We start from the raw sequence: 22,144 nt of genomic DNA, 5'->3' as shown, positions 1-22,144 counted from the left end.
CCATTATTACAATCGGATCAGGCTGCACAGTCACAATGGCTACCGAACTCCGGTGGACATGGAGGCCCTGGCGGCATGAAAAAGGGTAAAACCCTATAACCGTGTCCAGTATCGTTTGACCAGATCACTCCCCAGCCCTCTCCCGGAGGGAGAGGGAGCCGGCCGAGGTGAATGTTCGAGTTACGCCGACCTGAAACTTCGGCTTCGAACTCAGGTACTGGAGTGCAACTCCGATTTTGAACTGCCCCCGATCGGCTCCCTTTCCCTTCGCCTTTCCGGAGAGCGAGACGGAGCCGATCGTGTTGAATGTTCGAGTCACACCGATCTGAAATCTAGAGTTGAACCTGGCTTTTGAAAGGCACCGAGATCGGCTCCCTTCCCCCTCTCCCCCCTGGGGGAGAGGGCTGGGGTGAGGGGGATCGATGTCAGCAACACCACCACATCCAAGCGAAAAAAGGCCGCATCCTAAGATGCGGCCTTGTCATATCCACCGAACATCAACCGCCATCCGTATCAATATCAGCATCCGTCTCCTCCCCCGGCTTCGCCCGATCCGGCTGCGGTTTGAAACCCGGGCTGAACTCGTTGTCGTTGTCCGTGTGCTTGTTCTTCTGATCCACTGCCGGGTCTGCGCTCTGCGCCTGACCATCCTCGCCCTGCTGCTGTGTCGGCGACGGTTGCCCCGGCACCTGCGGGTCAATCGCTGGATCATTGCGGTTAATCGGCTCGCCAGATTGGCTCTGCTGCTTCGTTTGCTCGTTCATGGCCACCTCGTTGGTCAAACACGCCCGACACACATCCGCCGGGTGTTAAAGATTCGAAGCCTGGCCCGCGCCAACGTTCAAAACTTCGCCGCCCGCTTGATGGTGCCAATCGGAACGCCGCAATTACCGGCTCAAGGCCCGAGCCAGAAACGGCGCGGTTTTGCTCTTCTTGCTCGCCGCAACCTTCTGCGGTGTACCCGCCACCACGATTCGACCGCCCTGATCCCCCGCGCCCGGCCCGATGTCGATCACCCAGTCACTCTGCGCGACCACGCGCATTTCGTGCTCAACGACAATCACCGTGTGCCCAGCCGTCACCAGCGTATCCAACTGCTCCAGCAACCGATCGACATCACGCGGATGCAGCCCGGTGGTCGGTTCGTCCAGCACGTACAAGGTCGCGCCGCGCTGGTTGCGTTGCAATTCGGTGGCCAGTTTGATCCGCTGCGCTTCGCCACCGGACAACTCCGTGGCCGGTTGCCCCAGGCGCAGATAACCCAGGCCAATATCGCGCAGCACTTCGAGTGACCGGCGAATCCCCGCTTGCTCGGCAAACACCGTCACCGCTTCCTCGACGGTCAATTGCAGCACCTGCGCAATGCTCAAACCCTCCCAGAGAATCGCCAGGGTCTGCGGGTTGTAGCGCGCGCCATGGCAGGTCGGGCACGGCGCATAAACACTGGGCATGAATAACAACTCGACACTGACAAAGCCTTCACCCTCGCAGGTGGCGCAACGGCCTTTGGCGACGTTGAAGGAAAACTGTCCGGCGTCGTAGCCGGCAGCCCGTGCCGCGTCGGTCGCGGCGTAGAGCTTGCGCACGTTGTCGAACAGCCCTGTGTAAGTGGCCAGATTGGAGCGTGGCGTGCGGCCGATGGGTTTCTGGTCGACCTGCACCAGTCGCTTGATCGACTCCAGCCCCGACGTCACCTGGCCGCTGCTGACCTGCGGCGCGGCGTCTTCGAGGCTGAGTTCTTCAGGCTCGCTGTCCACCGTCGGCCGCCCCAACTGCGCGCCGACCAGTTCCAGCAAGGCCTGACTGACCAGACTCGATTTGCCCGAGCCAGACACGCCGGTCACCGAGGTAAAGCAGCCCAGCGGAAATTCAGCACTGAGATTATTCAGGTTATTGCGGGTGATCCCGTCGAGCTTCAGCCACGCCGTCGGTTTGCGCGCGGTGCGTGCCTGGCGCTGCGCTTCGGCAAACAGGTAGGCGCGAGTCTGCGATTGCTCGATCTCGGCCAGACCTGCCGGCGGGCCGCTGTACAGCACCTGCCCACCCTGCTCGCCCGCCGCCGGGCCGACGTCGATCAGCCAGTCGGCGCGGCGCATGGTTTCCACGTCGTGCTCGACCACAAACAGCGTGTTGCCGTCCGCCTTCAAGCGCTGCAACGCCTCGAACAACGCCTCGCCATCGGCCGGGTGCAAACCGGCGGAGGGTTCGTCGAGCACGTAGATCACCCCGAACAATTGCGAACCCAGTTGCGTCGCCAAGCGCAAGCGCTGCAACTCACCGGACGACAGCGTCGGGGTGCTGCGCTCCAGCGCCAGATAACCGAGGCCCAGATCGGTCAGGGTGCTGACCCGCTCCAGCAGATCCTCGGCAATGCGCTGCGCCGCCAGGCGCTTCTCCAGCGACAGGTTTGGCGTGTGGCGCACGTCTGGCGCGCTGCCGTGGCCGCTGGCACCGTGGGCCACGCGCTGCTGGCGCGCCTCGCGGGTTTGCGCGTGACTTAAGGTCTCGCCGGTTTCTTCAGCGTGTTCGAGGTAGCTGGCCGCCGCCACCGGCCGCAGCACCTCGGCCACTTGCAGCAACGGCATCTGCGACAGCTCGCCGATGTCATACCCGGCAAACGTCACCGACAACGCCTCACGTTTCAGGCGTTTGCCATCGCATAACGGGCAAGGGCTGCCGAGCATGAACTGCGAAACGCGCTTCTTCATCAGCGCACTTTGCGAGTGAGTAAACGTGTGCAGAATGTAGCGCCGGGCGCCGGTGAAGGTGCCCTGGTAACTCGGCTCCATCTTGCGTTTGAGGGCCACGCGGGTTTCTTCCGGGGTCAGCCCGGCGTACACCGGCACGGTCGGGGTTTCTTCGGTGAAGAGAATCCAGTCGCGCTGTTTTTTCGGCAGCTTCTTCCATGGAATGTCGACATCGATGCCCATGGTCACAAGGATGTCGCGCAGGTTCTGTCCCTGCCACGCCAGCGGCCAGGACGCCACCGCGCGCTGGCGGATGGTCAGGTTCGGGTCCGGCACCATCAGCGCTTCGGTGACCTCGTACACCCGGCCGAGGCCATGGCATTCGGGGCACGCGCCTTGCGGGGTGTTCGGCGAGAAGTCCTCGGCATACAACATCGGTTGCCCCGGCGGATAACTGCCGGCGCGCGAATAGAGCATGCGGATCAGGCTCGACAGCGTGGTCACGCTGCCCACTGACGAGCGCGTACTCGGCGTGCCGCGTTGCTGTTGCAGGGCCACGGCCGGCGGCAGGCCTTCAATGGAGTCGACATCCGGCACGCCGACCTGATCGATCAGCCGTCGCGCGTACGGCGCCACCGACTCAAAGTATCGGCGCTGGGCCTCGGCATACAAGGTCGAGAACGCCAGTGACGACTTGCCAGACCCGGACACCCCGGTGAACACCACCAGCGCATCGCGGGGAATGTCGACATCAACGTTCTTCAGGTTGTGTTCACGGGCGCCACGTACCCGGACCATGCCGGTGGGCGCTTTGGAGGTGCGTTTGGAAGTCATCGACCTGCCTTGGTGAAGGAATGTTCTACGTTCAGCTACCGAGCACCACCCGAATCATCTGCAACATGGCTTCCGGGCTGTACGGTTTGCCAAGCAAGTGCGTGTCAGGGCTTAACTGGTGATTGCGTGAAATGATGTCGCGGGTGTGCCCAGAGGTGAACAGCACGGCCACCGGAGGTGTCTGCACCTTGGCCCAAGCGAACAGGTCGGAGCTTTTGATCAGCCCCGGCATGACCACGTCAGTGAAGATCAGGTCCACCTCGACACCTTCGAGGAGCATTTGCATGGCCGCATCGCCATGACCGGCGGTCAGCACGCGATAACCCTCCTCGCGCAACAATTCGACCGCCGAAGCGCGCACGGCGTCATTGTCCTCGACCACCAGAATCGTTTCGTGGCCGCCGCTCTGCTGCCTTTGCAGGCTGGGCGCCTCATCAAGGATCGGCCGCAGACTGCGCGGGAAGTACAACTGCACCCGCGTGCCCTCGCCGAGGGTGCTGGTGATCTCGACATGCCCGCCGCTCTGTTTGACGAAGCCAAACACCATGCTCAAGCCCAGCCCGGTGCCCTGACCGTCAGCCTTGGTGGTGAAGAACGGCTCAAACACTTGCTCGACAATCTCTGGCGGGATGCCGGCGCCGGAGTCACTGACCGCGACGCGGACAAACTCACCGGGAACGATGCCTTTACCGGCACAGAACTCGCGTTCGAGCCGCACGTTAGCAGCGCTGAGCGCAATGGTGCCCTCGCCCTTCATCGCATCGCGAGCATTGATCGCCAGGTTGAGAATGGCGTTTTCCAACTGGTTGCGGTCGACGTTGATGTGCCACGGCTTTTGCGGCAGTTGCACGTCGATCTGAATGGTTTCACCCAGCGCTCGCTGCAGCAATTCGCCGACACCTTCGAAAATCTGCTGCGGGTTGCACACCGCCGGCGACAAAGGCTGGCGCCGGGCGAACGCAAGCAATTGCGAGGACAGCTTGGCACCGCGTTCGACCGCTGCCAGCGAGGCGCTGACGCGGCGCTGCACGTTGGCATTGTTCGGTTCATGGCGCGCGAGCAGATGCAGATTGCCGGCGATCACTTGCAACAGATTATTGAAATCGTGGGCGACGCCGCCGGTCAGACCACCAATCGCTTCGAGCTTCTGTGACTGGCGCAACTGCTCTTCAGCCGCCAGCCGCGCCTCGACTTCTTCGCCTACGCGCTGTTCGAGGTTGCGGGTAAATTTGAGCAGGGATTCTTCGGCAATCTTGCGTTCATGAATGTCGATCAGGACGCCGGGGAAGCGCAACGGCGCACCGTGTTCGTCGAACTCACAGGCGCCACTGGCCAACACCCAGGAATAACTGCCGTCACTGCGCCGCACGCGATATTCGGCGTTATACGGTTCACCGGTCTGCACGGAATGGACGACCCGCTCCTGCACCCAGGCGGCGTCATCGGGATGAATGCGCGACTCGGCGATGTCCTGCGGGAGGTCGCTAAGATCCTGATCCGGCGGATAGGAGAACGTGCGGGCGAATCGCTCGTCTGCCGACAACGTGTTGTTTTTCACGTCCCAGACAAACGAGCCGAGCAAGGCCCCGGCATTCAACGCCAGACGCACCCGCTCGTTGTCGGCGCGGTAAGCACTTTCGGCTTCCTGCCGCCGGCGTTCGGAGTGCATGAACTCGGTGGTTTCCACCACCATCGCCATCACTCCGGCCGGCTTGCCGTCATCATTGGCCACCGGGCTGTAATACAGGTCCATCCAGACGTCTTCGGGGACGCCATCGCGCAACAGCACCAACTCTTTATTGCGAAACGACAAGGTGCCGCCGGCCAGGCAGGTATCGACCACATTCCGGTTGAAATCGGCGACTTCCGGCCAGCCCAGCTCCACCGGCGCACCGAGTAGATACGGGTGCCGACCACCGGCAAATTTCGAATAGGCATCGTTGTAGATCATGTACCCGGCATAGCCCCAGAGCATGACCATCGGCAGCGGCGACGCCAGCATCAGTTGCACCGCGCTGCACAGGCTGGCCGGCCAGCTGTTCAGCGGACCGAGTTCAGTATGGCTCCAGTCGAACGCACTGATGCGCCCGGCCATTTCGCCTTTCCAGCCGTCACAACCATGGCTATCGGATAAAAACTGCATCGACTGACTCAGTGTCCTGTGGTGATTGCCCGATAAATCGCGACGCCATAACGACGCGACGCCCGTCTGTTTCGAGCGCCTCCAGTCGCATTGGTTTCATATGATATATAGCCGATTTCATCCCCTCCCGGAACCTAAACCCCGATCAGGTGCTTGAGCGGATGGTAGCCGGTTTTCATTTTGGCGGCGGCGTCGAGAATGGCCTTCTCGATGCCGTTCAGATGCGTGCAGGTCAGCTCGATGGCGGCGCTCTGATTGCCGGCCTCGATGTATTCGATCAGGCGCAGGTGTTCGTTGTCGCGGCAGACTTCATGGCTGTCGTCGTCCAGCGCTGCAGCGTACAGCGAAGCGCGGGAGATCAGTTTCTGGAACCAGTCGAGCAGCACCGGGTTATTCAGGCTGCACGCCAGTTTGATGTGGAACTCACCGAGCAGATGGATCAGCCGTTCGTGATCTCCCGCCGCGTGGGCTTCATCTTCCAGCAGCAGGTGTTCGCGCAAATCCTGCATCGCCGCGCTGTCCTTGCGCCGGCACAGTTCGGTAACGATGCCGATCTCGATCAGCCGGCGGGTTTCAAACAGCGAGCGGAGCTCTTCATTGCTCGGCAGCGACACCGATGCCCCTTTATTCGGCTCGGTGGTGACCAGTCCATCGGCCTCCAATTGCTTCAATGCCGCGCGCACCGACGTGCGGCTGACATTGAATAATTCGGCCAGCGAGGCCTCACCCAGTTTCATCCCCGGGCGCAACGAACGCTTGCTGATCGCCTCGTAAACCCCTTGGTAGACGCGGTCGACCGTGGTTTCCGGTTTCTTTTCGGTCATTTGGGCACTCCTTTAACGTCGAGCAACTGAGTGCCACGCAGGATATAGCCTTCGGCTTCGAGATGCAGGGTCTTGATTGCACGTTGAGTGCGGATCACCCATCGAGGCGGCGTCGCGCTACCTGCCTGCTCGTTGCAAGCAGGACACATGTGCCGGGAGGGGGCGGTGAGCAGGCTCACGCGTACATTTGATCTTTCCCACGCAGTGCGTGGGAAAGATCTTACCGGGTTCAGTCAGTGCCGTACTTCGGCGAGCGCGGGCCGTATAGCAGGCCTGCCCGGTGTCCGGCCGAGAGCAGACGATTGCTCGCCACACCGGCAATCGGGTAGCCGGCATCGGTGGAGCTGTTGATGATCTGCTTCACTGCCGCCGAGATCAGCATGCCGACGATACCGCCGGCATTGCTATTGCCGCCCTCTTCGCTCGACGCCCGGGCCGAACCGGTCCACAGCGTCGTGCCACTTTTCAGGTCGACCAGTTTCGCCGTCGCGGTCACTGCCGTTTCGCTGCTGATCACCATGTAGCGCGTACCGTATTCGGTCACGGTGATGTACAGCGCAGCGTCCGCACCGAAGATTTCCTTCAGTTTGCCTGGCGGTGCCTGATGGATGTCGTCCGGGGTGCTCAGACCATTCTGGCGGAACGTCTCATCAACCAGCGCAATCGGCAGCACGTAGTAACCGGCTTCGGCCAGTGGGAAGGTCACCTGCGACAACAGGCTGTAGGACGCCTTCACATCCGGCGAAGTGTTCAGCGGAGGCAGCACCAGAATGGTTTTCGGCCGCGCCTGTTTGTAGGCCGAGTAATCCACGGTCTTGGGCGCAACGCAGCCACCCAGCACGGTCAGGGCCAGACCGGCGGCCAGCAGTTTCAAGGTGCGCGCGATCATTTCGCGTCTCCGGTCTTGGCGTTTTTGAGCAGGAAATCCATGTATGTCCCAGACTCGGGAAACAGGGTTTTCTCGGTTTTGAACTGCTGCACCATCTGGTCGTCCTTGCCCATGCTCAGATAGAGCAGGCCAAGGTGCGCGTGGTAACCCGGCGGTACAGCCTTGCCGGTGGAGCGGATTTTCTGCAGGTCACGTTCCAGCGCTTCGGCCTGGGCTTCTTTCGGCTCTTCGCCTTTGAAGTATTCGTAGACCTGGGGCTCGTAACCTTCCCACTGGTACAGGGTTTGCGGGCCGGAGGCACAACCGGCCAACAAGGCGCTGGCGGCCAGCGTCAGCGCCATCAGCGCGCGCGACAAAGTCAGATTCATGGGTGTTGCTCCTTGCAATGGGCGTCGATCAGTTGCCCGGTTTCCAGGCACCGGCGTTCATGCCATCGACCAGACGATTGATCGCCTCGCGCATGGCCAGATCCAGTACTTTGCCGTTGAGGGTGGAGTCGTAGGCAGCGGTGCCGCCGAAACCGATGATTTCGCGGTTGGACAAGGCGTATTCGCCGGCGCCCTGGGTCGAATAGACCACTTCGGAGGTACTGATATTGACGATATTCAGGTTGACCTTGGCGTAGGCCACCTGAGTCTTGCCACGGCCGAGGATGCCGAACAGCTGGTGATCGCCGGTCTCTTTGCGGCCGAACTCGGTGACGTCGCCGGTCACCACGTAATCAGCACCTTTCAGACGCTGAGCCTGGCCCTTGATCGCCGCTTCCTGCTGGATTTCACCCATGTTGTCGCGATCCAGCACGCTGAAGCGGTTGGTCTGCTGCAAATGGGTGATCAGGATGGTCTTGGCCTGACCGCCGAGACGATCGACGCCGTCGGAGAAAATCCCGCGCATATAGCTGGAACGGTTGTCGAACTTGCCCACGGCCATTGGCACGCGAACGCCGGTCCAGACCTGGGAGGCGCTTTCAACCTTGGCCACCGGCAAGGCTCGCGAGCTTTCGGTCGCGCAACCTGAGAGTGTGCCAGCCATCGTGCCAAGCACAGCAATCGCGACGCCTGAGACCAGCATCCGGGAGATCATTCTCACTGAGTATTCCTTTGAAAAACGGGGATGTCCCGGCACGACAATGCGCAGCGGGAGCTGAAAAGGGGCGGCATTATGACAAAGTGCCATCATTCGTGACAGGTTTTTTTGACGCCAGTGAATTGGCTGTTCCGGACTTGATCGTTCCCACGCTCTGCGTGGGAATGCAGCCACGGACGCTCCGCGTCCGCTGTGACGCGGAGCGTCACGGGAGGCGTTACCACGCAGAGCGTGGGAACGATCAGATCAGGGCGCGCTAATGGAAATCGCGGCTCTGCACGCGGATGCCATTGAGCAGCGAGCTGAGGTCGCTCAGGCGGCCGGCGATCAGGTGGCGCACTTCGCCTTCGCGCTCCCAGCGGCCATCGACCTTGAGCAATTGCGAACCGACCAGTACTTGCCGCTGACGCTCGGCCAGATCACGCCAGACCACCACGTTGACGTTGCCGAATTCGTCTTCCAGGGTGACGAAGGTCACACCACTGGCGGTGCCCGGTCGTTGCCGTCCCGTCACCAGCCCGGCGATGCTCACCGGTCGGCCATGTTCGACTTCAAGCAACTCCTGCGAACTGCGGCAGCGCCGGGCTTTGAGTTCGCCGCGCAACAGTGCCAGCGGATGCGGCCCCAACGTGGTGCCGACGGTGCTGTAATCGGCGTGCAGATCCTCGCCAACGCTGGGTTTAGGTAGTACCACCTCCGGCTCCTCCTGACTCGGCAACCCGGCAAACAGACCCAACTGTTTCTGCACCCCGGCGACTTCCCAGCGCGCCCGATGCCGATGCCCGGCCAGGCCGCGCAACGCCCCGGAATCTGCGAGCAACGCCTGCGCCCGACTGTCGAGCGCCGCCCGCTCGCCCAGGTCGGCGACATCGGCAAATGCCCCGCGCGCGCGCGCCGCTTCGATGCGCCGGGCATCGTCCTCGCGAAAGCCCTTGATCATCCGCAGACCCATGCGAATCGCCGGTTGCACCGTCGTGGTGGTTTCCAGGCTGCAATCCCAGTCACTGGCGCGCACGTCGACCGGGCGGATCTGCAACTGATGCCGGCGCGCATCCTGGAGAATCTGGTCCGGGCTGTAGAAGCCCATTGGCCAGCTATTGATCAACGCGCAGGCGAACGCCGCCGGTTCGTGGCACTTGAGCCAGCAACTGGCGTAAGTCAGCAAGGCAAAACTGGCGGCGTGGGACTCGGGAAAACCGTAGCTGCCGAAGCCTTTGATCTGTTCGAAAATCTGCGCGGCGAACTCCGGCGTGTAGCCGTTCTTCTTCATGCCGGCGGCGAGGCGTTCCTTGTGCGGTTCCAGTCCGCCGTGGCGTTTCCACGCAGCCATCGAGCGACGCAACTGATCAGCCTCGCCAGGGCTGTAATCGGCGGCGACGATGGCGATCTGCATCACCTGTTCCTGAAACAGCGGCACGCCGAGGGTTCTTTCCAGAACAACCTTGAGCTCTGGTGACGGGTAGGTTTCCTCTTCTTCCTTGTTCCGGCGACGCAGATACGGATGCACCATCCCGCCCTGAATCGGTCCCGGGCGGACGATGGCCACCTCAATCACCAGATCGTAGAACTTCGCCGGTCTCAGGCGCGGCAGCATCGACATCTGCGCCCGCGACTCGATCTGGAACACGCCGATGGTGTCGGCGCGGCTGATCATGTCGTAGGTCGGTTTGTCTTCGGCTGGAATCGTCGCCAGGCTCAGATCCAGATTGCGATGGTGGCGCAGCAGGTCGAAGCAGCGGCGAATCGCGCTGAGCATGCCGAGGGCGAGAATATCCACTTTGAGCAGGCCGACTGCATCGAGGTCATCCTTGTCCCACTGAATGATCGTGCGCTCGGCCATGGCGGCGTTCTCCACCGGCACCAGCGTGTCCAGCGGCTGCTCGGAAATCACAAAGCCACCGGGATGCTGCGACAGGTGCCGGGGGAAACCGATCAACTGCCCGGTCAGACTCAGCACCCGGCGCAGCACCGGGCTGTCCGGGTCGAAACCGCCTTCGAGCAAACGCGCGACCGGCGGTGTTTCATCGCTCCAGTGGCCGCAGCAATCAGCCAGTGCGTTGATCTGATCCGGCGGCAGGCCCAAGGCCTTGGCCACGTCGCGTACTGCGCCGGCAGCGTGGTAGGTGCTGACCACCGCCGTCAGCGCCGCACGACCACGGCCGTAACGGCGAAACACGTATTGCAGGACTTCTTCGCGGCGCTCGTGCTCGAAATCGACGTCGATGTCCGGCGGCTCGTTGCGCTCCTTGGACATGAAGCGTTCGAACAGCAGCGTGGTGCGATCCGGGTCGATTTCGGTGATGCCCAAGGCAAAACACACCGCCGAGTTGGCTGCCGAACCACGGCCCTGACACAGAATCTTCTGCTCGCGGGCGAAGTGCACCACATCGTGCACGGTGAGAAAGTAGCTTTCGTAACCGAGTTCGGCGATCAGCTTCAGTTCATCGTCGATCTGCTTGAGCACTTTGCCTTGCGGCCCCTGTGGCCAGCGCCAGGCGATGCCCTCTTCGGTCAGATGCCGTAGCCAGGAACTGGCGCTGTGCCCCTCCGGCACCAGTTCTTTCGGATACTGATAACGCAACTCGCCCAGGTCGAAGGTGCAGCGCCGGGCCAGGCTCATCGACTCATCCAGCAGAGCCTGCGGATACAACTCGCGCAACACTTCGACACTGCGTAAATGCCGTTCGCCATTGGGATGCAGGCGTAACCCCGCCTCGGCCACCGGCACGTGATGACGGATCGCAGTCATGGTGTCCTGCAAGGCACGCCGGCCACGGGCATGCATGTGCACATCGCCGCTGGCCACGGCAGGAATCTGCAACTCGGCGGCCAGCCCCAACATCGCCGCCAACCGCTGCTGATCGTCCTGGCCACGATGCAATTGCACCGCCAGCCACAACCGTTCGCCAAAGGTCTGCTGCAGCCATCGACCCTCCTCCACGTCATCAAGCGAGTCCGGCACCCACAACACCAGCAACCCCGGCAACGGCTCGGCGAAGTCTTCGCGCAGCACCTGATACTGGCCTTTCTGCGTGCGCCGTCGGGCGCGGGTGATCAGGCCGCAAAGCGCTTGATAGCCCGCCAGATTCTCCACCAGCAGCACCAGTTTCGGGCCGTTTTCGATACGCACTTCGCTGCCGATGACCAGCGGTAGCTCCACCGATTTCGCCGCTTGCCAGGCCCGAACGATTCCGGCCAGCGTGCACTCATCGGTGATCGCCAGTGCCTGATAGCCGTGCTTTTTTGCGCGCTGGAACAGTTCCAGCGCACTGGACGCACCGCGCTGAAAACTGAAGTTCGACAGGCAGTGCAGTTCGGCATAACCGTCGTTCATGCAAACCAGCCTTGCAGCCACAGCGGACCGCCCTCACCCACCGCCCGATAAGCCCAGCCCTGCTGTCCGGCGCGATTCTGGATCAGGTAATAATCACGGCGCACGTCGTCACCGTCCCACCAGCCGGATTCGATGCGCTCCGGGCCCATGAGAATCCGCGCCGAACCTTCCGCCACGCTTTGTGGCTCGCCGAGCAACCAGCCCGGACGATGCACGTTCGGCAAGCCTGCGCAGCGTTGTTTATCAACGCCGTGCTGCCACGCGCACTCGGGACGATGATCGGCCTGAAAACGCAACCCCTGCACCGCGTCATCGCCCAAGCGCGCACGCAGGCGTTCGCGCAACTGCTCCCACGGCAAGGTCTGCTGCGGACGGTCGTCGAACAGTTGCTGAAACTGCGGCACGAAACTCGGCAGGTCCTCGGCGCGCAGACGAAAGCCGCGCACGGGCGCCTCGACTTGCATTTGTTCCAGCCGGCCACGGGCCAGTTCGAAGAGCATCGCCGGATCACGTTCGGCGCTGAGCAGGCCGACCTTGATGATGCTGTCCGGCAGCCCGGCGTGTTCCAGGTGCAGATCGAAACGCTGCACGCCGCTGTCACGCCCGCAGAGGAACGCCGACAGATCGCCGGTCAAACGGCGTAACGGGAACAACAGTGCCTGATGGGACTGCACGTCGAAATTCAGTTCGATGCGTACGTCGAAACGATCCGGCGGCAGGTAAAACGCCAGCGCCAATGGCCGCGCGCCGAACAGCGTGTCGAGATGCTTGAGCATCTGCGCTTCGAAGCGCCGGGCCAGCGCCTGACGCGGCAGGCTCTGCACCTGACTGAGATTGCGCAGGCCCATACGTGATAACGCCGTGGCCACTGCGGGTTCCAGACCGACGCGGTCGACGGGCAACTGACCGAGATGATGCTGCAAGGCCTCGCCGTCCGGCACCACCAAGCCGTCATAGGCGTTGGCCAGCACCCGCGCCGCCACGGGATTCGGTGCCGCGACGATGCGATGGCGGAAACCCAGATCAGTCAGTTCCCGGCGCAGTCGTGCTTCGAACTGCGCCCACGAACCGAACAGACCCAGGCTCGATTCGATCTCGAACACCACGGTGCGCGGGTAATGCACGCTGACCTGCGAGCTGAAACGGTAGGCCCACGCGGCGAGAAACTGCTGCCAGTGTTCGACCTCGGCGGCCTCGTAATCAGCCGTGGCAAAGCCTTTGCTCATGGCCTGGGCGGCGGTCATCGACTGGCCTGCGCGCAAACCAAGCTTGCGCGCCGCCGGATTGACCGCTTGCAACACCCGGCGCTGGGCCGGGCCGTTAAGCAGCACCAACGGTTCATCGGGATCGGGCCGCTGACGCAGCACGGCGTCCAGGGCCAATTGCGGAAACAGGATACACACCCAGCGCATGGTGACCTCAGTGCCCCACAGCAAAGGCAATCGGCGCCGTACGCGCCAGCCCGCCACGGCACTTGAGTACGCGCAACTGTGCAGGTCTGGCGTCGATGGCAATGCGTAACGCCGCCGGTGACGGGTTGATCGCTTCGCTCAACGGCCGCCAGGCAAACGCCAGGGTCTGACCGGTTTCCGCCGCCACCTGCAAACGGCGCAACGCGCGATCATCAGCCTTGTGCGGCCAGCACAGCACCGCGCCGCAACTGCCCGAACGTAAACATTGTTCCGCCGCCCACAAGGCATCGCGCTCGGTGGCCTGGATCACCGACAACTGGCGCAGATCGACCCCGGCGCTTGCCCACGCCTGCGGGTACGGCACGAACGGCGGCGCCACCAGCACGATGCGCTCGCCCGCCGCCGACAACCGCGCCAGCGTCGGCCAGACTAGCTGCAGTTCGCCGACACCGGGACCGGCCAGGAGGATTTCGCTCAACGCCGCTTCCGGCCAGCCACCGCTGGGCAGTGCCGCGTCCAGCGCGGCGTGGCCGGTCGGCTGCGGGCTGGCGGCCGGTGGCGCAGGCCGGCCTTTCCAGACCTGGCCGCCATTGAACAGCGTATCCAACGCAACGACGGCGCCCATCAGCCTTGCCTCACCAGACCGCAAAACACCCCTTCGATGGCCAGATCCTGATCGTCACGCACGACAATCGGCTGATACGCCGGGTTGCGCGGCAACAGGCGCACGGCATCGCCCAGCCGTTCGAAGCGTTTGATGGTGACTTCACCGTCGAGGCGCGCTACGACGATCTGGCCGTTGAGCGCCTCGGGATTGCGCTTCACGCCGACCAGATCGCCGTCGAGAATGCCGTCCTCGATCATCGAATCGCCCTGCACCCGCAGCATGTAATCGGGCGTGCGGGAGAACAGCGCCGGGTCGAGCAGCAAGCGGCTATGGATGTCGGCATCGGCGCCAATCGGCGCACCGGCAGCGACGCGGCCGAGCACGGGGATGTCGAGCAATTCCGGGCGTGCCGGCTGCCCGAGCAGGCGAATGCCCCGGGCCTGATGCGGATTGACCTCGATAAACCCGGCTTCGGTGAGCGCAAGCACATGCTTGCGCGCCACGCTGCGCGAGGCAAAACCAAAAGCCTCGCTGATTTCAGCGAGGCTTGGGGGCTGACCGTGTTCGGCGATTCGATCGCGGATAAAAGTCAGAATGGCAGTACGGCGGGGAGTCAGGTTCGTCATGGAGTACATTTGTACTCCTGTAGGATTTTCCTGACAAGCGCCGCAGGTCGGCCCAGGCCGACGCAGGAGTTGCCGAAGGTTCGGCAGCGCCTGCATTGATCTTCAATGGCCACTTGATCAGGGTGAAGTGGCCTGCCGATACTCGCGTGGCGTAAACCCGGTCGACGCCTTGAACTGGCGCGTGAACGCGCTGTGATCGGTGTAGCCGCATTGCAGCGCCACGTCCGTTATCGGCAGGTCGGTGTGCAGCAATCGATGCGCGTGCTCCAGGCGTACTTTCTGGATCATCTGCCGTGGCGTCAGGTGGAATACCCGTTTGCAGTAACGCTCCAGTTGCGCCACGGAAATGCCAGCGATGCGGGTCAGTTCACCGAGGGTCACGCGGCGATTGAAATTCGCGCGAATATGCTCATCGACAGCCGCCAGCCGCTCGAATGCCGGGTGGGTTTCACTGGCCGATTGCAGGTCCACCGAAATCCCCGCCAGACCGATAATCACCCCGTCACGGTTATACAGTGGCTGCTTGTGCGTCAGGCACCACCCCGGTTCGCGGCTGCCGTACAGATGCAGTTCGAGCTGATCCTCCAGCACAAAACCCTCCTCCAGCACCTTGCGATCCTGCTCGGTGTAGCCCGGCCCGAGTTGCGCCGGAAACACCTGCGCGCTGGTCTTGCCCAGTAACGGACGCAAATCCTTCAAGCCACAGCGCTGCACCAGCGTGCGGTTGGCAAGCACGTAACGGGCCTGCACATCCTTGATGAAAATCGCCGCATTGGGGATCACATCAAGCATCGGCAACAACAGCGCCGCGCCGGCCAAGAGTTCCTCCAGTGTCTGCGGACGCTGGCCATTCATGCCTTGAGCCAGGATCGAAAACGCCTGCTGCATCAAAGATTCCCCTCGTAACGTGGACAGACCAAATGCCCGCCATGCGCCGTTCGCCCGCAGATTGCAGCATCGTTCGCGGCGTGTCGAGGGCCATGTTTTATCGGCGTCATTGTGCTGATTTCGTCATCGAAGCCAGCAAAAAACATCAATCGCCGCGAGGTCGATGAGTTCAAAGTCTGGCCGTCCCAGTGACACAACTGCCTATCCAATAACTCACAAGAAGGCGATGCCATGTCAGGCCAAGGCAAGTTCAAAAAACAGCTTTCACTGATCGACCTCACATTTATCGGGCTGGGGGCGATCTTCGGTTCCGGCTGGTTGTTCGCGGCCAGTCATGTGTCCGCCATTGCCGGCCCGGCGGGGATTTTTTCCTGGCTGCTGGGCGGCTTCGCCGTGTTGTTGCTGGGCATCGTTTACTGCGAACTGGGCGCCGCATTACCGCGCGCCGGCGGCGTGGTGCGTTATCCGGTTTACTCCCATGGGCCGCTGCTCGGCTACTTAATGGGTTTCATCACCCTGATTGCGTTTTCCAGTCTGGTCGCCATCGAAGTGGTCGCTTCGCGCCAATACGCAGCGGCGTGGTTTCCCGGCCTGTCCAAAGCTGGCACCGGCGATCCGACGATTCTCGGCTGGCTGGTGCAGTTCGGGCTGTTGTGCGTGTTCTTCCTGCTCAACTACCGCAGCGTGAAGACCTTCGCCAAGGCCAATAATCTGGTCAGCGTGTTCAAGTTCATCGTGCCGCTGCTGGTGATCGGGGTGCTGTTCACCTTCTTCAAACCGGCCAACTTCGAGGTGCAAGGCTTTGCCCCGTTTGGCCTGTCCGGCGTCGAGATGGCCGTGTCGGCGGGTGGCATCATTTTCGCGTATCTGGGCCTGACGCCGATCATCTCGGTGGCCAGTGAAGTGAAGAATCCGCAGCGCACCATTCCCATTGCGTTGATCCTCTCGGTGCTGCTGTCGACACTGATTTACGTGCTGCTGCAAATGGCCTTTCTCGGCAGCATCCCGACGGAAATGCTCGCCAACGGCTGGGCCGGAATCAGCAAGGAATTTGCCCTGCCGTATCGCGACATCGCGCTGGCGCTGGGCGTGGGCTGGCTGGCGTATCTGGTGGTCGCCGATGCGGTGATCTCGCCGAGCGGCTGCGGCAACATCTACATGAACGCGACCCCGCGAGTGATCTATGGCTGGGCGCAGACCGGGACCTTCTTCAAGGTCTTCACCCACATCGATGAAAAGTCCGGCATCCCGCGCCCGGCGCTGTGGCTGACCTTCGCCCTGTCGGTGTTCTGGACCTTGCCGTTCCCGTCGTGGGAGGCGCTGATCAACGTGGTCTCCGCTGCGCTGGTGTTGAGCTACGCCGTGGCGCCGGTGTCGGTGGCTGCGCTGCGCCGCAATGCGCCGGACATGCCACGGCCGTTCCGGGTCAAGTGCATGGGCGTGCTCGGGCCGGTGTCGTTCATCATCGCCGCGCTGATCGTCTACTGGTCGGGCTGGAGCACCGTGTCGTGGCTGCTCGGCCTGCAGATCCTGATGTTCGTGGTCTACCTGCTCTGCGGTCGATTTGTGCCAACCGCTCACCTGAATCTGGCCAGCCAAGTGCGTTCCTCGGCGTGGCTGATCGCCTTCTACGCGGTGACCATCGTGCTGTCGAAACTCGGCACCTTCGGTGGCCTCGGCATCCTTGCCCATCCATTCGACACCCTTGTCGTCGCGGCGTGTGCCACCGGCATTTACTACTGGGGCGCGGCGACCGGTGTACCGGCGCATCTGCTGCGCCTGGAAGAGGACGACGAGGACAGCGAAATCGCTGCCCCCGCCTCGACCGTCTCTGCGCGCCCTGCCGGCGCCTATTGAAATCATCCAACGGGACATGTTCATGAAACGAGTACACGTGATTGATTCCCACACCGGCGGTGAACCGACGCGCCTGGTGATGAAAGGCTTCCCCGAGCTGCCCGGCAACAGCATGGTCGAGAAGCGCGATGCGCTGCGCACTCAACATGATCAATGGCGCCGCGCCTGTCTGCTGGAACCGCGCGGCAACGATGTGCTGGTCGGCGCGTTGTATTGCGAACCGGTCTCGGCGGACGCCACTTGCGGGGTGATCTTCTTCAACAACGCCGGCTACCTCGGCATGTGCGGCCACGGCACCATCGGCCTGATCAACTCGCTGCAGTACCTGGGGCAAATCGAACCGGGCGAGCACAAAATCGACACCCCGGTCGGCCCGGTCAGCGCCACGTTGCATGACGACGGAACCGTCACCCTGGGCAACGTCCCCGCTTATCGCCATCGCAAACAAGTGTCGGTGGATGTGCCGGGGTTCGGCCGCGTATTGGGCGACATCGCCTATGGCGGCAACTGGTTCTTCCTCGTTTCCGAGCACGGCCAGACGCTGACCATGGACAACGTCGAACACCTCACGGCGTACACCTGGGCGATGCTCAAGGCCCTCGAAGACCAAGGCATTTACGGCGAGGACGGCGCGGTGATCGATCACATCGAACTGTTCGCCGATGACGATCAGGCCGACAGCCGCAACTTCGTCATGTGCCCCGGCAAAGCCTACGACCGCTCCCCGTGCGGCACCGGCACCAGCGCCAAACTCGCCTGTCTGGCCGCCGACGACAAGCTGCAACCCGGCGCAACCTGGGTGCAGGCAAGCATCACCGGCAGCCAGTTCGAAGGTCGCTTCGAATGGCAAGGCGAACGTATCCGCCCGTACATCACCGGCCGCGCCTACATGACCGCCGACAGCACCTTGCTGATCGACGAAGCAGACCCGTTCGCGTGGGGCATCTGAACCGCCACGCTGACTTTTCACCTCAATTTGAATGATGTGCCAAGGAGTTAAAACAATGAGCGACAACATCTTCACCGGTTGCATGCCGGCCCTGATGACCCCGTGCACCGCCCAGCGCAAACCGGACTTCGACGCGCTGGTGGCCAAAGGTCGCGAGCTGATCGACATCGGCATGAGCGCCGTGGTTTATTGCGGTTCGATGGGCGACTGGCCGCTGCTGACCGAGGCCGAGCGTCAGGAAGGCGTGGCGCGTCTGGTCGCGGCGGGTATTCCGACGATCGTGGGCACTGGCGCGGTGAACTCCCGCGAAGCGGTTTCCCACGCGGCCCATGCGGCGAAAGTCGGCGCGCAGGGTTTGATGGTGATTCCCCGCGTGCTGTCTCGCGGCGCTTCGGTCACCGCGCAAAAGGCCCATTTCGCCGCGATTCTGCAAGCCGCGCCAAATTTGCCGGCGGTGATCTACAACAGCCCTTACTACGGCTTTGCCACCCGCGCGGATCTGTTCTTCGAACTGCGCCGCGAGTACCCGAACCTGATCGGCTTCAAGGAATTCGGCGGTGGCGCCGACCTGCGTTACGCCGCCGAAAACATCACCTCCAAGGACGATGACGTGACCCTGATGGTCGGTGTCGACACGCAAGTGGTGCACGGTTTCGTCAACTGCAACGCCACCGGCGCCATCACCGGCATCGGCAACGCCCTGCCCCGCGAGGTGCTGCAACTGGTCGCCCTGAGCAAGCAAGCGGCCAAAGGTGACGCCAAGGCCCGGCGTCAGGCGCGGGAACTGGAATCGGCGCTGGCGGTGCTGTCGTCGTTCGATGAAGGCTGCGACCTGGTGCTGTATTACAAACACCTGATGGTGCTCAACGGCGACAAGGAATACACCCTGCACTTCAACGAAACCGATGCGTTGAGCGACTCGCAGCGGCGGTATGCCGAGAAGCAGTATTCGCTGTTCCGTCACTGGTACGAGAACTGGTCGGCGGAACAGAACTTCGCCTGATCACGTCCCCCTCACCTGCCGCGAAGCCTTGTGATTCGCGGCAGGCCTCCCTCTTTTTATCAGGAAGACACCATGACTTTGACGGGCCACATGCTGATCGGGCAACACATGATTGCCGGCAATCGCAGCGCCATTCGCGGGATCAATCCGGCTACGAATGAAACGCTGGAACCGGCGTACGCCGGTGGAGCGGCCGAGCATGTCGAACAGGCCTGCGCGCTGGCCTGGGCAGCGTTCGATGTTTATCGCGAGACGACCCTGAATGTCCGCGCTGAATTCCTGCAATGCATTGCCGAAGAAATCGAAGGCCTCGGAGATGAACTGATCGACCGTGCCCACGCCGAAACCGGCCTGCCGCACGCGCGTCTGCTAGGTGAACGCGGGCGTACTTGCCAACAACTGAGAATGTTCGCTCGCACGGTCCGCGCCGGTGAATGGCTGGATGTGCGTGTCGATAGCGCGCAGCCGCAACGCCAGCCGTTGCCGCGCGCCGATCTGCGTCAACGGCAGATCGCGCTGGGGCCGGTCGCGGTGTTTGGCGCGAGCAATTTCCCCTTGGCGTTCTCCGTGGCCGGCGGTGACACCGCATCGGCGCTGGCCGCCGGTTGCCCAGTGATCGTCAAGGCCCACAGTGCGCATCCCGGCACCAGCGAACTGGTCGGCCGCGCAGTCGCTCGAGCGGTAAAAACCTGTGGTTTGCCGGAAGGCGTGTTCTCGTTGCTGTACGGTTCCGGCCGCGAAGTGGGCATTGCGCTGCTCACGGATCCACGGATTAAAGCAGTGGGTTTCACCGGCTCGCGTAGCGGTGGTCTGGCGCTGATGCAAGCGGCGCAAGCGCGGCCCGAGCCGATTCCGGTGTACGCGGAAATGAGTTCGATCAATCCGGTGCTGCTGTTTCCGGCGGCGCTGGGCAATCGCACGCAGGCGTTGGCTGAAGGGTTTGTGGCTTCGCTGACATTGGGCGCGGGCCAGTTTTGCACCAATCCGGGCTTGGTGATTGCCTTGAAAGGACCCGCGTTGGACAAGTTCATCGTCGCCACCGCCGAGCTGATTCAACGCAGCCCCGCGCAGACGATGCTGACACCCGGCATCTTCAGTGCTTACGAGTCTGCCGTGAATGCGCTGGCCGAAAATGCCAGTGCGAACATCACAGGTGTTGGTTTGAGCGGCAACGGCCCTAATCAATGCCAGGCCCATGTATTCGTGACCGAAGCCGCAGACTTTCTCGCCGATCAGCGCCTGCAAGCCGAAGCGTTCGGTGCGGCGGCGCTGATCGTGCAATGCGGCAGTGAAGCGGAAATTCGCCAGGTGACCGAACATCTGGAGGGCCAATTGACCGCGACACTGCATCTGGATGACCAAGACCTGCAACAGGCGCGTGCATTACTGCCGACGTTGGAGCGCAAGGCCGGCCGGTTGCTGGTCAACGGCTGGCCAACCGGCGTCGAGGTGTGTGACGCGATGGTGCATGGCGGGCCTTTCCCGGCCACCTCCAACGCCCGCACGACTTCGGTCGGTACCGCGGCGATCCTGCGTTTCCTGCGCCCGGTCTGCTATCAGGACTTCCCGGACAGCTTGCTGCCTACTGCACTGAAACAGGCCAATCCGCTGCAATTGCGCCGTCTGCTCGATGGCCAAAGGGAAGCCCAGCACCATGGCGAATAACGGCTCCCACGACATCGCCGTGGTCGGCGCCGGCATCATCGGCGTCGCCTGCGCACTGCGTCTGGCTCGCCAAGGGTTGCGCGTGGTCGTGATCGATCAGCAGCAACCCGGCCACGGCGCCTCGTTCGGCAACGCCGGGCATCTGGCGACCGAGCAGGTGTTTCCAATTGCCGACGTGTCCATCCTCAAGCGCCTGCCGGCCATGCTGATGGACCCGATGGGGCCGTTGCGTCTGGACTGGAAATACCTGCCGCGCGCCCTGCCATGGTTCACCCGCCTGCTGCTGAATCTGCGCCCGACGCCTTTTCAGAACACCGTGGCGGGTTTGCGCGCGCTCAATGAAAACAGCCTGGACGCCTGGCAGCGCTTGCTCGCCGACATCCAGAGGCCGGACTTGCTGAAGATCGATGGTTCGCTGCTGGTGTTCGAATGCCCCGAATCGCGTCAGGCCATCCAGGCATTACAGGCTCGCCTGCATCAGCAGCAGGTACCGGTCGATTACTGGCAGGCCGGCGCCATCCGCGAAACCGCGCCGCAACTCAGTGAGCAGATCCAGGGCGGTTTGTTCTTTCCACGCACCGGGCACTTTATCGATCCCTTCCGCGTGGTGTGCGAACTGGTCGAAGCGGCCAAGGCCAGCGGCGTGAGTTTTGTCCAGCAACAGGTTCAGGGCGGCTACGTGCAGGAGCACGGGGTTACGCTGACCACTGGCAATGGCGGCCTGACTGCAAGCCGCGTCCTGATCGCCTGCGGCGCACATTCAGCAAAACTCACCGCCGCCCTCACCGGCAAAAAAGTCCCACTGGACACCGAGCGCGGCTATCACCTGATGCTGCCGCAGGAACACGACCGACTGCCCTTCCCCGTGACCTCGCTGGAGCGCAAATTCATCATGACGCCAATGTCCGAAGGGTTGCGCCTGGCCGGCACGGTTGAATTCGCCGGACTGGAGAAACCACCCAGCATGGAGCGTGCGTGGCAATTGCACCGGTTGAGTCAGGGTTTGTTTCGCCAGGATCTGAATGCTGAAGCAGCGACGCCGTGGATGGGTTTTCGACCGTCATTGCCCGATTCATTACCGGTGATCGATCAGGTGAGTGGGGGCAAGGTGTTGCTTGCTTTTGGGCATCAGCATCTGGGGCTGACACAGGCGGCGGTGACGGCGGAGATGGTGGTGCGAATGGCGGGCCTGTCCGCCTTTCCGGCAACGGCATTGCCGAGTGGCGAGCCCTATAGGTTGGCGCGTTTCTGACGGCACTGATCTGCAAGTTCGACGGTGAGCGAGCGTAGCTGCGTTGCCGCCGTTTTTTTTCAACATCAAGAGGGCCCGATAGGAATAG

17 protein-coding genes are annotated in these 22,144 nt (G+C 62.5%); 5 read left to right on the top strand and 12 right to left on the bottom strand.

Going from position 1 to position 22,144, the window contains the following annotated elements:
- Positions 1 to 497: 497 nt before the first annotated feature.
- From CKW14_RS28840 to CKW14_RS28785, 12 genes are all read right to left on the bottom strand, one after another.
- Complete coding sequence (locus tag CKW14_RS28840; protein ID WP_095047851.1) at positions 498 to 764, bottom strand: hypothetical protein; 267 nt, start codon at positions 762 to 764, stop codon at positions 498 to 500.
- 123 nt (positions 765 to 887) lie between these two features.
- Positions 888 to 3,521, bottom strand: a complete 2,634-nt coding sequence (locus tag CKW14_RS28835) for an excinuclease ABC subunit UvrA (RefSeq protein ID WP_095126638.1) — start codon at positions 3,519 to 3,521, stop codon at positions 888 to 890.
- Positions 3,522 to 3,552: 31 nt separating this feature from the next.
- Complete coding sequence (locus tag CKW14_RS28830; protein WP_095047853.1) at positions 3,553 to 5,664, bottom strand: hybrid sensor histidine kinase/response regulator; 2,112 nt, start codon at positions 5,662 to 5,664, stop codon at positions 3,553 to 3,555.
- Between the two features lie 134 nt (positions 5,665 to 5,798).
- On the bottom strand, positions 5,799 to 6,488 hold the full coding sequence (locus CKW14_RS28825) for a GntR family transcriptional regulator (protein WP_095047854.1): 690 nt from the start codon (positions 6,486 to 6,488) through the stop codon (positions 5,799 to 5,801).
- A gap of 229 nt (positions 6,489 to 6,717) precedes the next feature.
- Positions 6,718 to 7,377 carry a DUF799 domain-containing protein gene (locus CKW14_RS28820; protein ID WP_095047855.1) on the bottom strand — a complete coding sequence of 220 codons (660 nt, stop codon included), beginning with the start codon at positions 7,375 to 7,377 and terminating at the stop codon, positions 6,718 to 6,720.
- Positions 7,374 to 7,745 carry a DUF4810 domain-containing protein gene (locus CKW14_RS28815; protein ID WP_093430820.1) on the bottom strand — a complete coding sequence of 124 codons (372 nt, stop codon included), beginning with the start codon at positions 7,743 to 7,745 and terminating at the stop codon, positions 7,374 to 7,376. Before CKW14_RS28815 ends, CKW14_RS28820 begins: the two co-directional genes overlap by 4 nt.
- Before the next feature lie 28 nt (positions 7,746 to 7,773).
- The gene (locus tag CKW14_RS28810; protein WP_162483052.1) at positions 7,774 to 8,460 is read right to left on the bottom strand and encodes a CsgG/HfaB family protein; all 687 of its coding nucleotides are present in this window, start codon (positions 8,458 to 8,460) and stop codon (positions 7,774 to 7,776) included.
- A gap of 259 nt (positions 8,461 to 8,719) precedes the next feature.
- Entirely contained in the window at positions 8,720 to 11,818 is a 3,099-nt protein-coding gene (locus CKW14_RS28805) for an error-prone DNA polymerase (protein ID WP_218233228.1), read from the bottom strand.
- Positions 11,794 to 13,209 (bottom strand): DNA polymerase Y family protein, encoded by a 1,416-nt coding sequence (locus CKW14_RS28800; RefSeq protein ID WP_095126636.1) that lies wholly within the window; start codon positions 13,207 to 13,209, stop codon positions 11,794 to 11,796. Before CKW14_RS28800 ends, CKW14_RS28805 begins: the two co-directional genes overlap by 25 nt.
- Before the next feature lie 7 nt (positions 13,210 to 13,216).
- Positions 13,217 to 13,834, bottom strand: a complete 618-nt coding sequence (gene imuA, locus CKW14_RS28795; protein WP_093430813.1) for a translesion DNA synthesis-associated protein ImuA — start codon at positions 13,832 to 13,834, stop codon at positions 13,217 to 13,219.
- The gene (lexA, locus tag CKW14_RS28790) at positions 13,834 to 14,451 is read right to left on the bottom strand and encodes a transcriptional repressor LexA (RefSeq protein ID WP_093430810.1); all 618 of its coding nucleotides are present in this window, start codon (positions 14,449 to 14,451) and stop codon (positions 13,834 to 13,836) included. Before lexA ends, imuA begins: the two co-directional genes overlap by 1 nt.
- A gap of 108 nt (positions 14,452 to 14,559) precedes the next feature.
- A complete protein-coding gene (locus CKW14_RS28785) occupies positions 14,560 to 15,330 on the bottom strand; it encodes an AraC family transcriptional regulator (RefSeq protein ID WP_093430807.1) in 771 nt (256 codons plus the stop codon).
- A 231-nt stretch (positions 15,331 to 15,561) separates the two neighbouring features.
- Between CKW14_RS28785 and CKW14_RS28780 the strand changes: the two genes are divergently transcribed.
- The 5 genes from CKW14_RS28780 (at position 15,562) to CKW14_RS28760 (ending at position 22,056) form a co-directional block, all read left to right on the top strand.
- Positions 15,562 to 17,187, top strand: a complete 1,626-nt coding sequence (locus CKW14_RS28780) for an APC family permease (protein WP_095047859.1) — start codon at positions 15,562 to 15,564, stop codon at positions 17,185 to 17,187.
- 22 nt (positions 17,188 to 17,209) lie between these two features.
- Positions 17,210 to 18,136: a 4-hydroxyproline epimerase gene (locus CKW14_RS28775; protein ID WP_095048099.1), complete on the top strand. Its 927-nt coding sequence runs from the start codon at positions 17,210 to 17,212 to the stop codon at positions 18,134 to 18,136.
- 55 nt (positions 18,137 to 18,191) lie between these two features.
- Complete coding sequence (locus CKW14_RS28770) at positions 18,192 to 19,139, top strand: dihydrodipicolinate synthase family protein (protein ID WP_007916052.1); 948 nt, start codon at positions 18,192 to 18,194, stop codon at positions 19,137 to 19,139.
- Positions 19,140 to 19,211: 72 nt separating this feature from the next.
- Positions 19,212 to 20,804 (top strand): aldehyde dehydrogenase (NADP(+)), encoded by a 1,593-nt coding sequence (locus CKW14_RS28765; protein WP_095126635.1) that lies wholly within the window; start codon positions 19,212 to 19,214, stop codon positions 20,802 to 20,804.
- The gene (locus CKW14_RS28760; RefSeq protein ID WP_095126634.1) at positions 20,794 to 22,056 is read left to right on the top strand and encodes an FAD-binding oxidoreductase; all 1,263 of its coding nucleotides are present in this window, start codon (positions 20,794 to 20,796) and stop codon (positions 22,054 to 22,056) included. The genes CKW14_RS28765 and CKW14_RS28760 overlap by 11 nt, the downstream gene beginning before the upstream one ends.
- Positions 22,057 to 22,144: the final 88 nt, after the last annotated feature.

It is taken from the genome of Pseudomonas sp. Irchel s3a12 (genome assembly GCF_900187485.1).
In the GTDB taxonomy this organism is placed as follows: domain Bacteria; phylum Pseudomonadota; class Gammaproteobacteria; order Pseudomonadales; family Pseudomonadaceae; genus Aquipseudomonas; species Aquipseudomonas neuropathica.
The sequence above is the reverse complement of the archived record's forward strand: the minus strand, read 5'-3'. Positions and strand labels throughout refer to the sequence as shown.

Bases quoted from the DNA above. Each gene is read 5' to 3' on its own strand.
- CKW14_RS28830 (WP_095047853.1), bottom strand. From the start codon at position 5,664: ATGCAGTTTTTATCCGATAGCCATGGTTGTGACGGCTGGAAAGGCGAA.
- CKW14_RS28815 (WP_093430820.1), bottom strand. From the start codon at position 7,745: ATGAATCTGACTTTGTCGCGCGCGCTGATGGCGCTGACGCTGGCCGCC.
- CKW14_RS28760 (WP_095126634.1), top strand. From the start codon at position 20,794: ATGGCGAATAACGGCTCCCACGACATCGCCGTGGTCGGCGCCGGCATC.
- CKW14_RS28775 (WP_095048099.1), top strand. From the start codon at position 17,210: ATGAAACGAGTACACGTGATTGATTCCCACACCGGCGGTGAACCGACG.
- imuA (WP_093430813.1), bottom strand. From the start codon at position 13,834: ATGGGCGCCGTCGTTGCGTTGGATACGCTGTTCAATGGCGGCCAGGTC.
- CKW14_RS28800 (WP_095126636.1), bottom strand. From the start codon at position 13,209: ATGCGCTGGGTGTGTATCCTGTTTCCGCAATTGGCCCTGGACGCCGTG.
- CKW14_RS28820 (WP_095047855.1), bottom strand. From the start codon at position 7,377: ATGATCGCGCGCACCTTGAAACTGCTGGCCGCCGGTCTGGCCCTGACC.
- CKW14_RS28785 (WP_093430807.1), bottom strand. From the start codon at position 15,330: ATGCAGCAGGCGTTTTCGATCCTGGCTCAAGGCATGAATGGCCAGCGT.
- CKW14_RS28825 (WP_095047854.1), bottom strand. From the start codon at position 6,488: ATGACCGAAAAGAAACCGGAAACCACGGTCGACCGCGTCTACCAAGGG.
- lexA (WP_093430810.1), bottom strand. From the start codon at position 14,451: ATGTACTCCATGACGAACCTGACTCCCCGCCGTACTGCCATTCTGACT.
- CKW14_RS28835 (WP_095126638.1), bottom strand. From the start codon at position 3,521: ATGACTTCCAAACGCACCTCCAAAGCGCCCACCGGCATGGTCCGGGTA.
- CKW14_RS28840 (WP_095047851.1), bottom strand. From the start codon at position 764: ATGAACGAGCAAACGAAGCAGCAGAGCCAATCTGGCGAGCCGATTAAC.
- CKW14_RS28780 (WP_095047859.1), top strand. From the start codon at position 15,562: ATGTCAGGCCAAGGCAAGTTCAAAAAACAGCTTTCACTGATCGACCTC.
- CKW14_RS28810 (WP_162483052.1), bottom strand. From the start codon at position 8,460: ATGATCTCCCGGATGCTGGTCTCAGGCGTCGCGATTGCTGTGCTTGGC.
- CKW14_RS28765 (WP_095126635.1), top strand. From the start codon at position 19,212: ATGACTTTGACGGGCCACATGCTGATCGGGCAACACATGATTGCCGGC.
- CKW14_RS28770 (WP_007916052.1), top strand. From the start codon at position 18,192: ATGAGCGACAACATCTTCACCGGTTGCATGCCGGCCCTGATGACCCCG.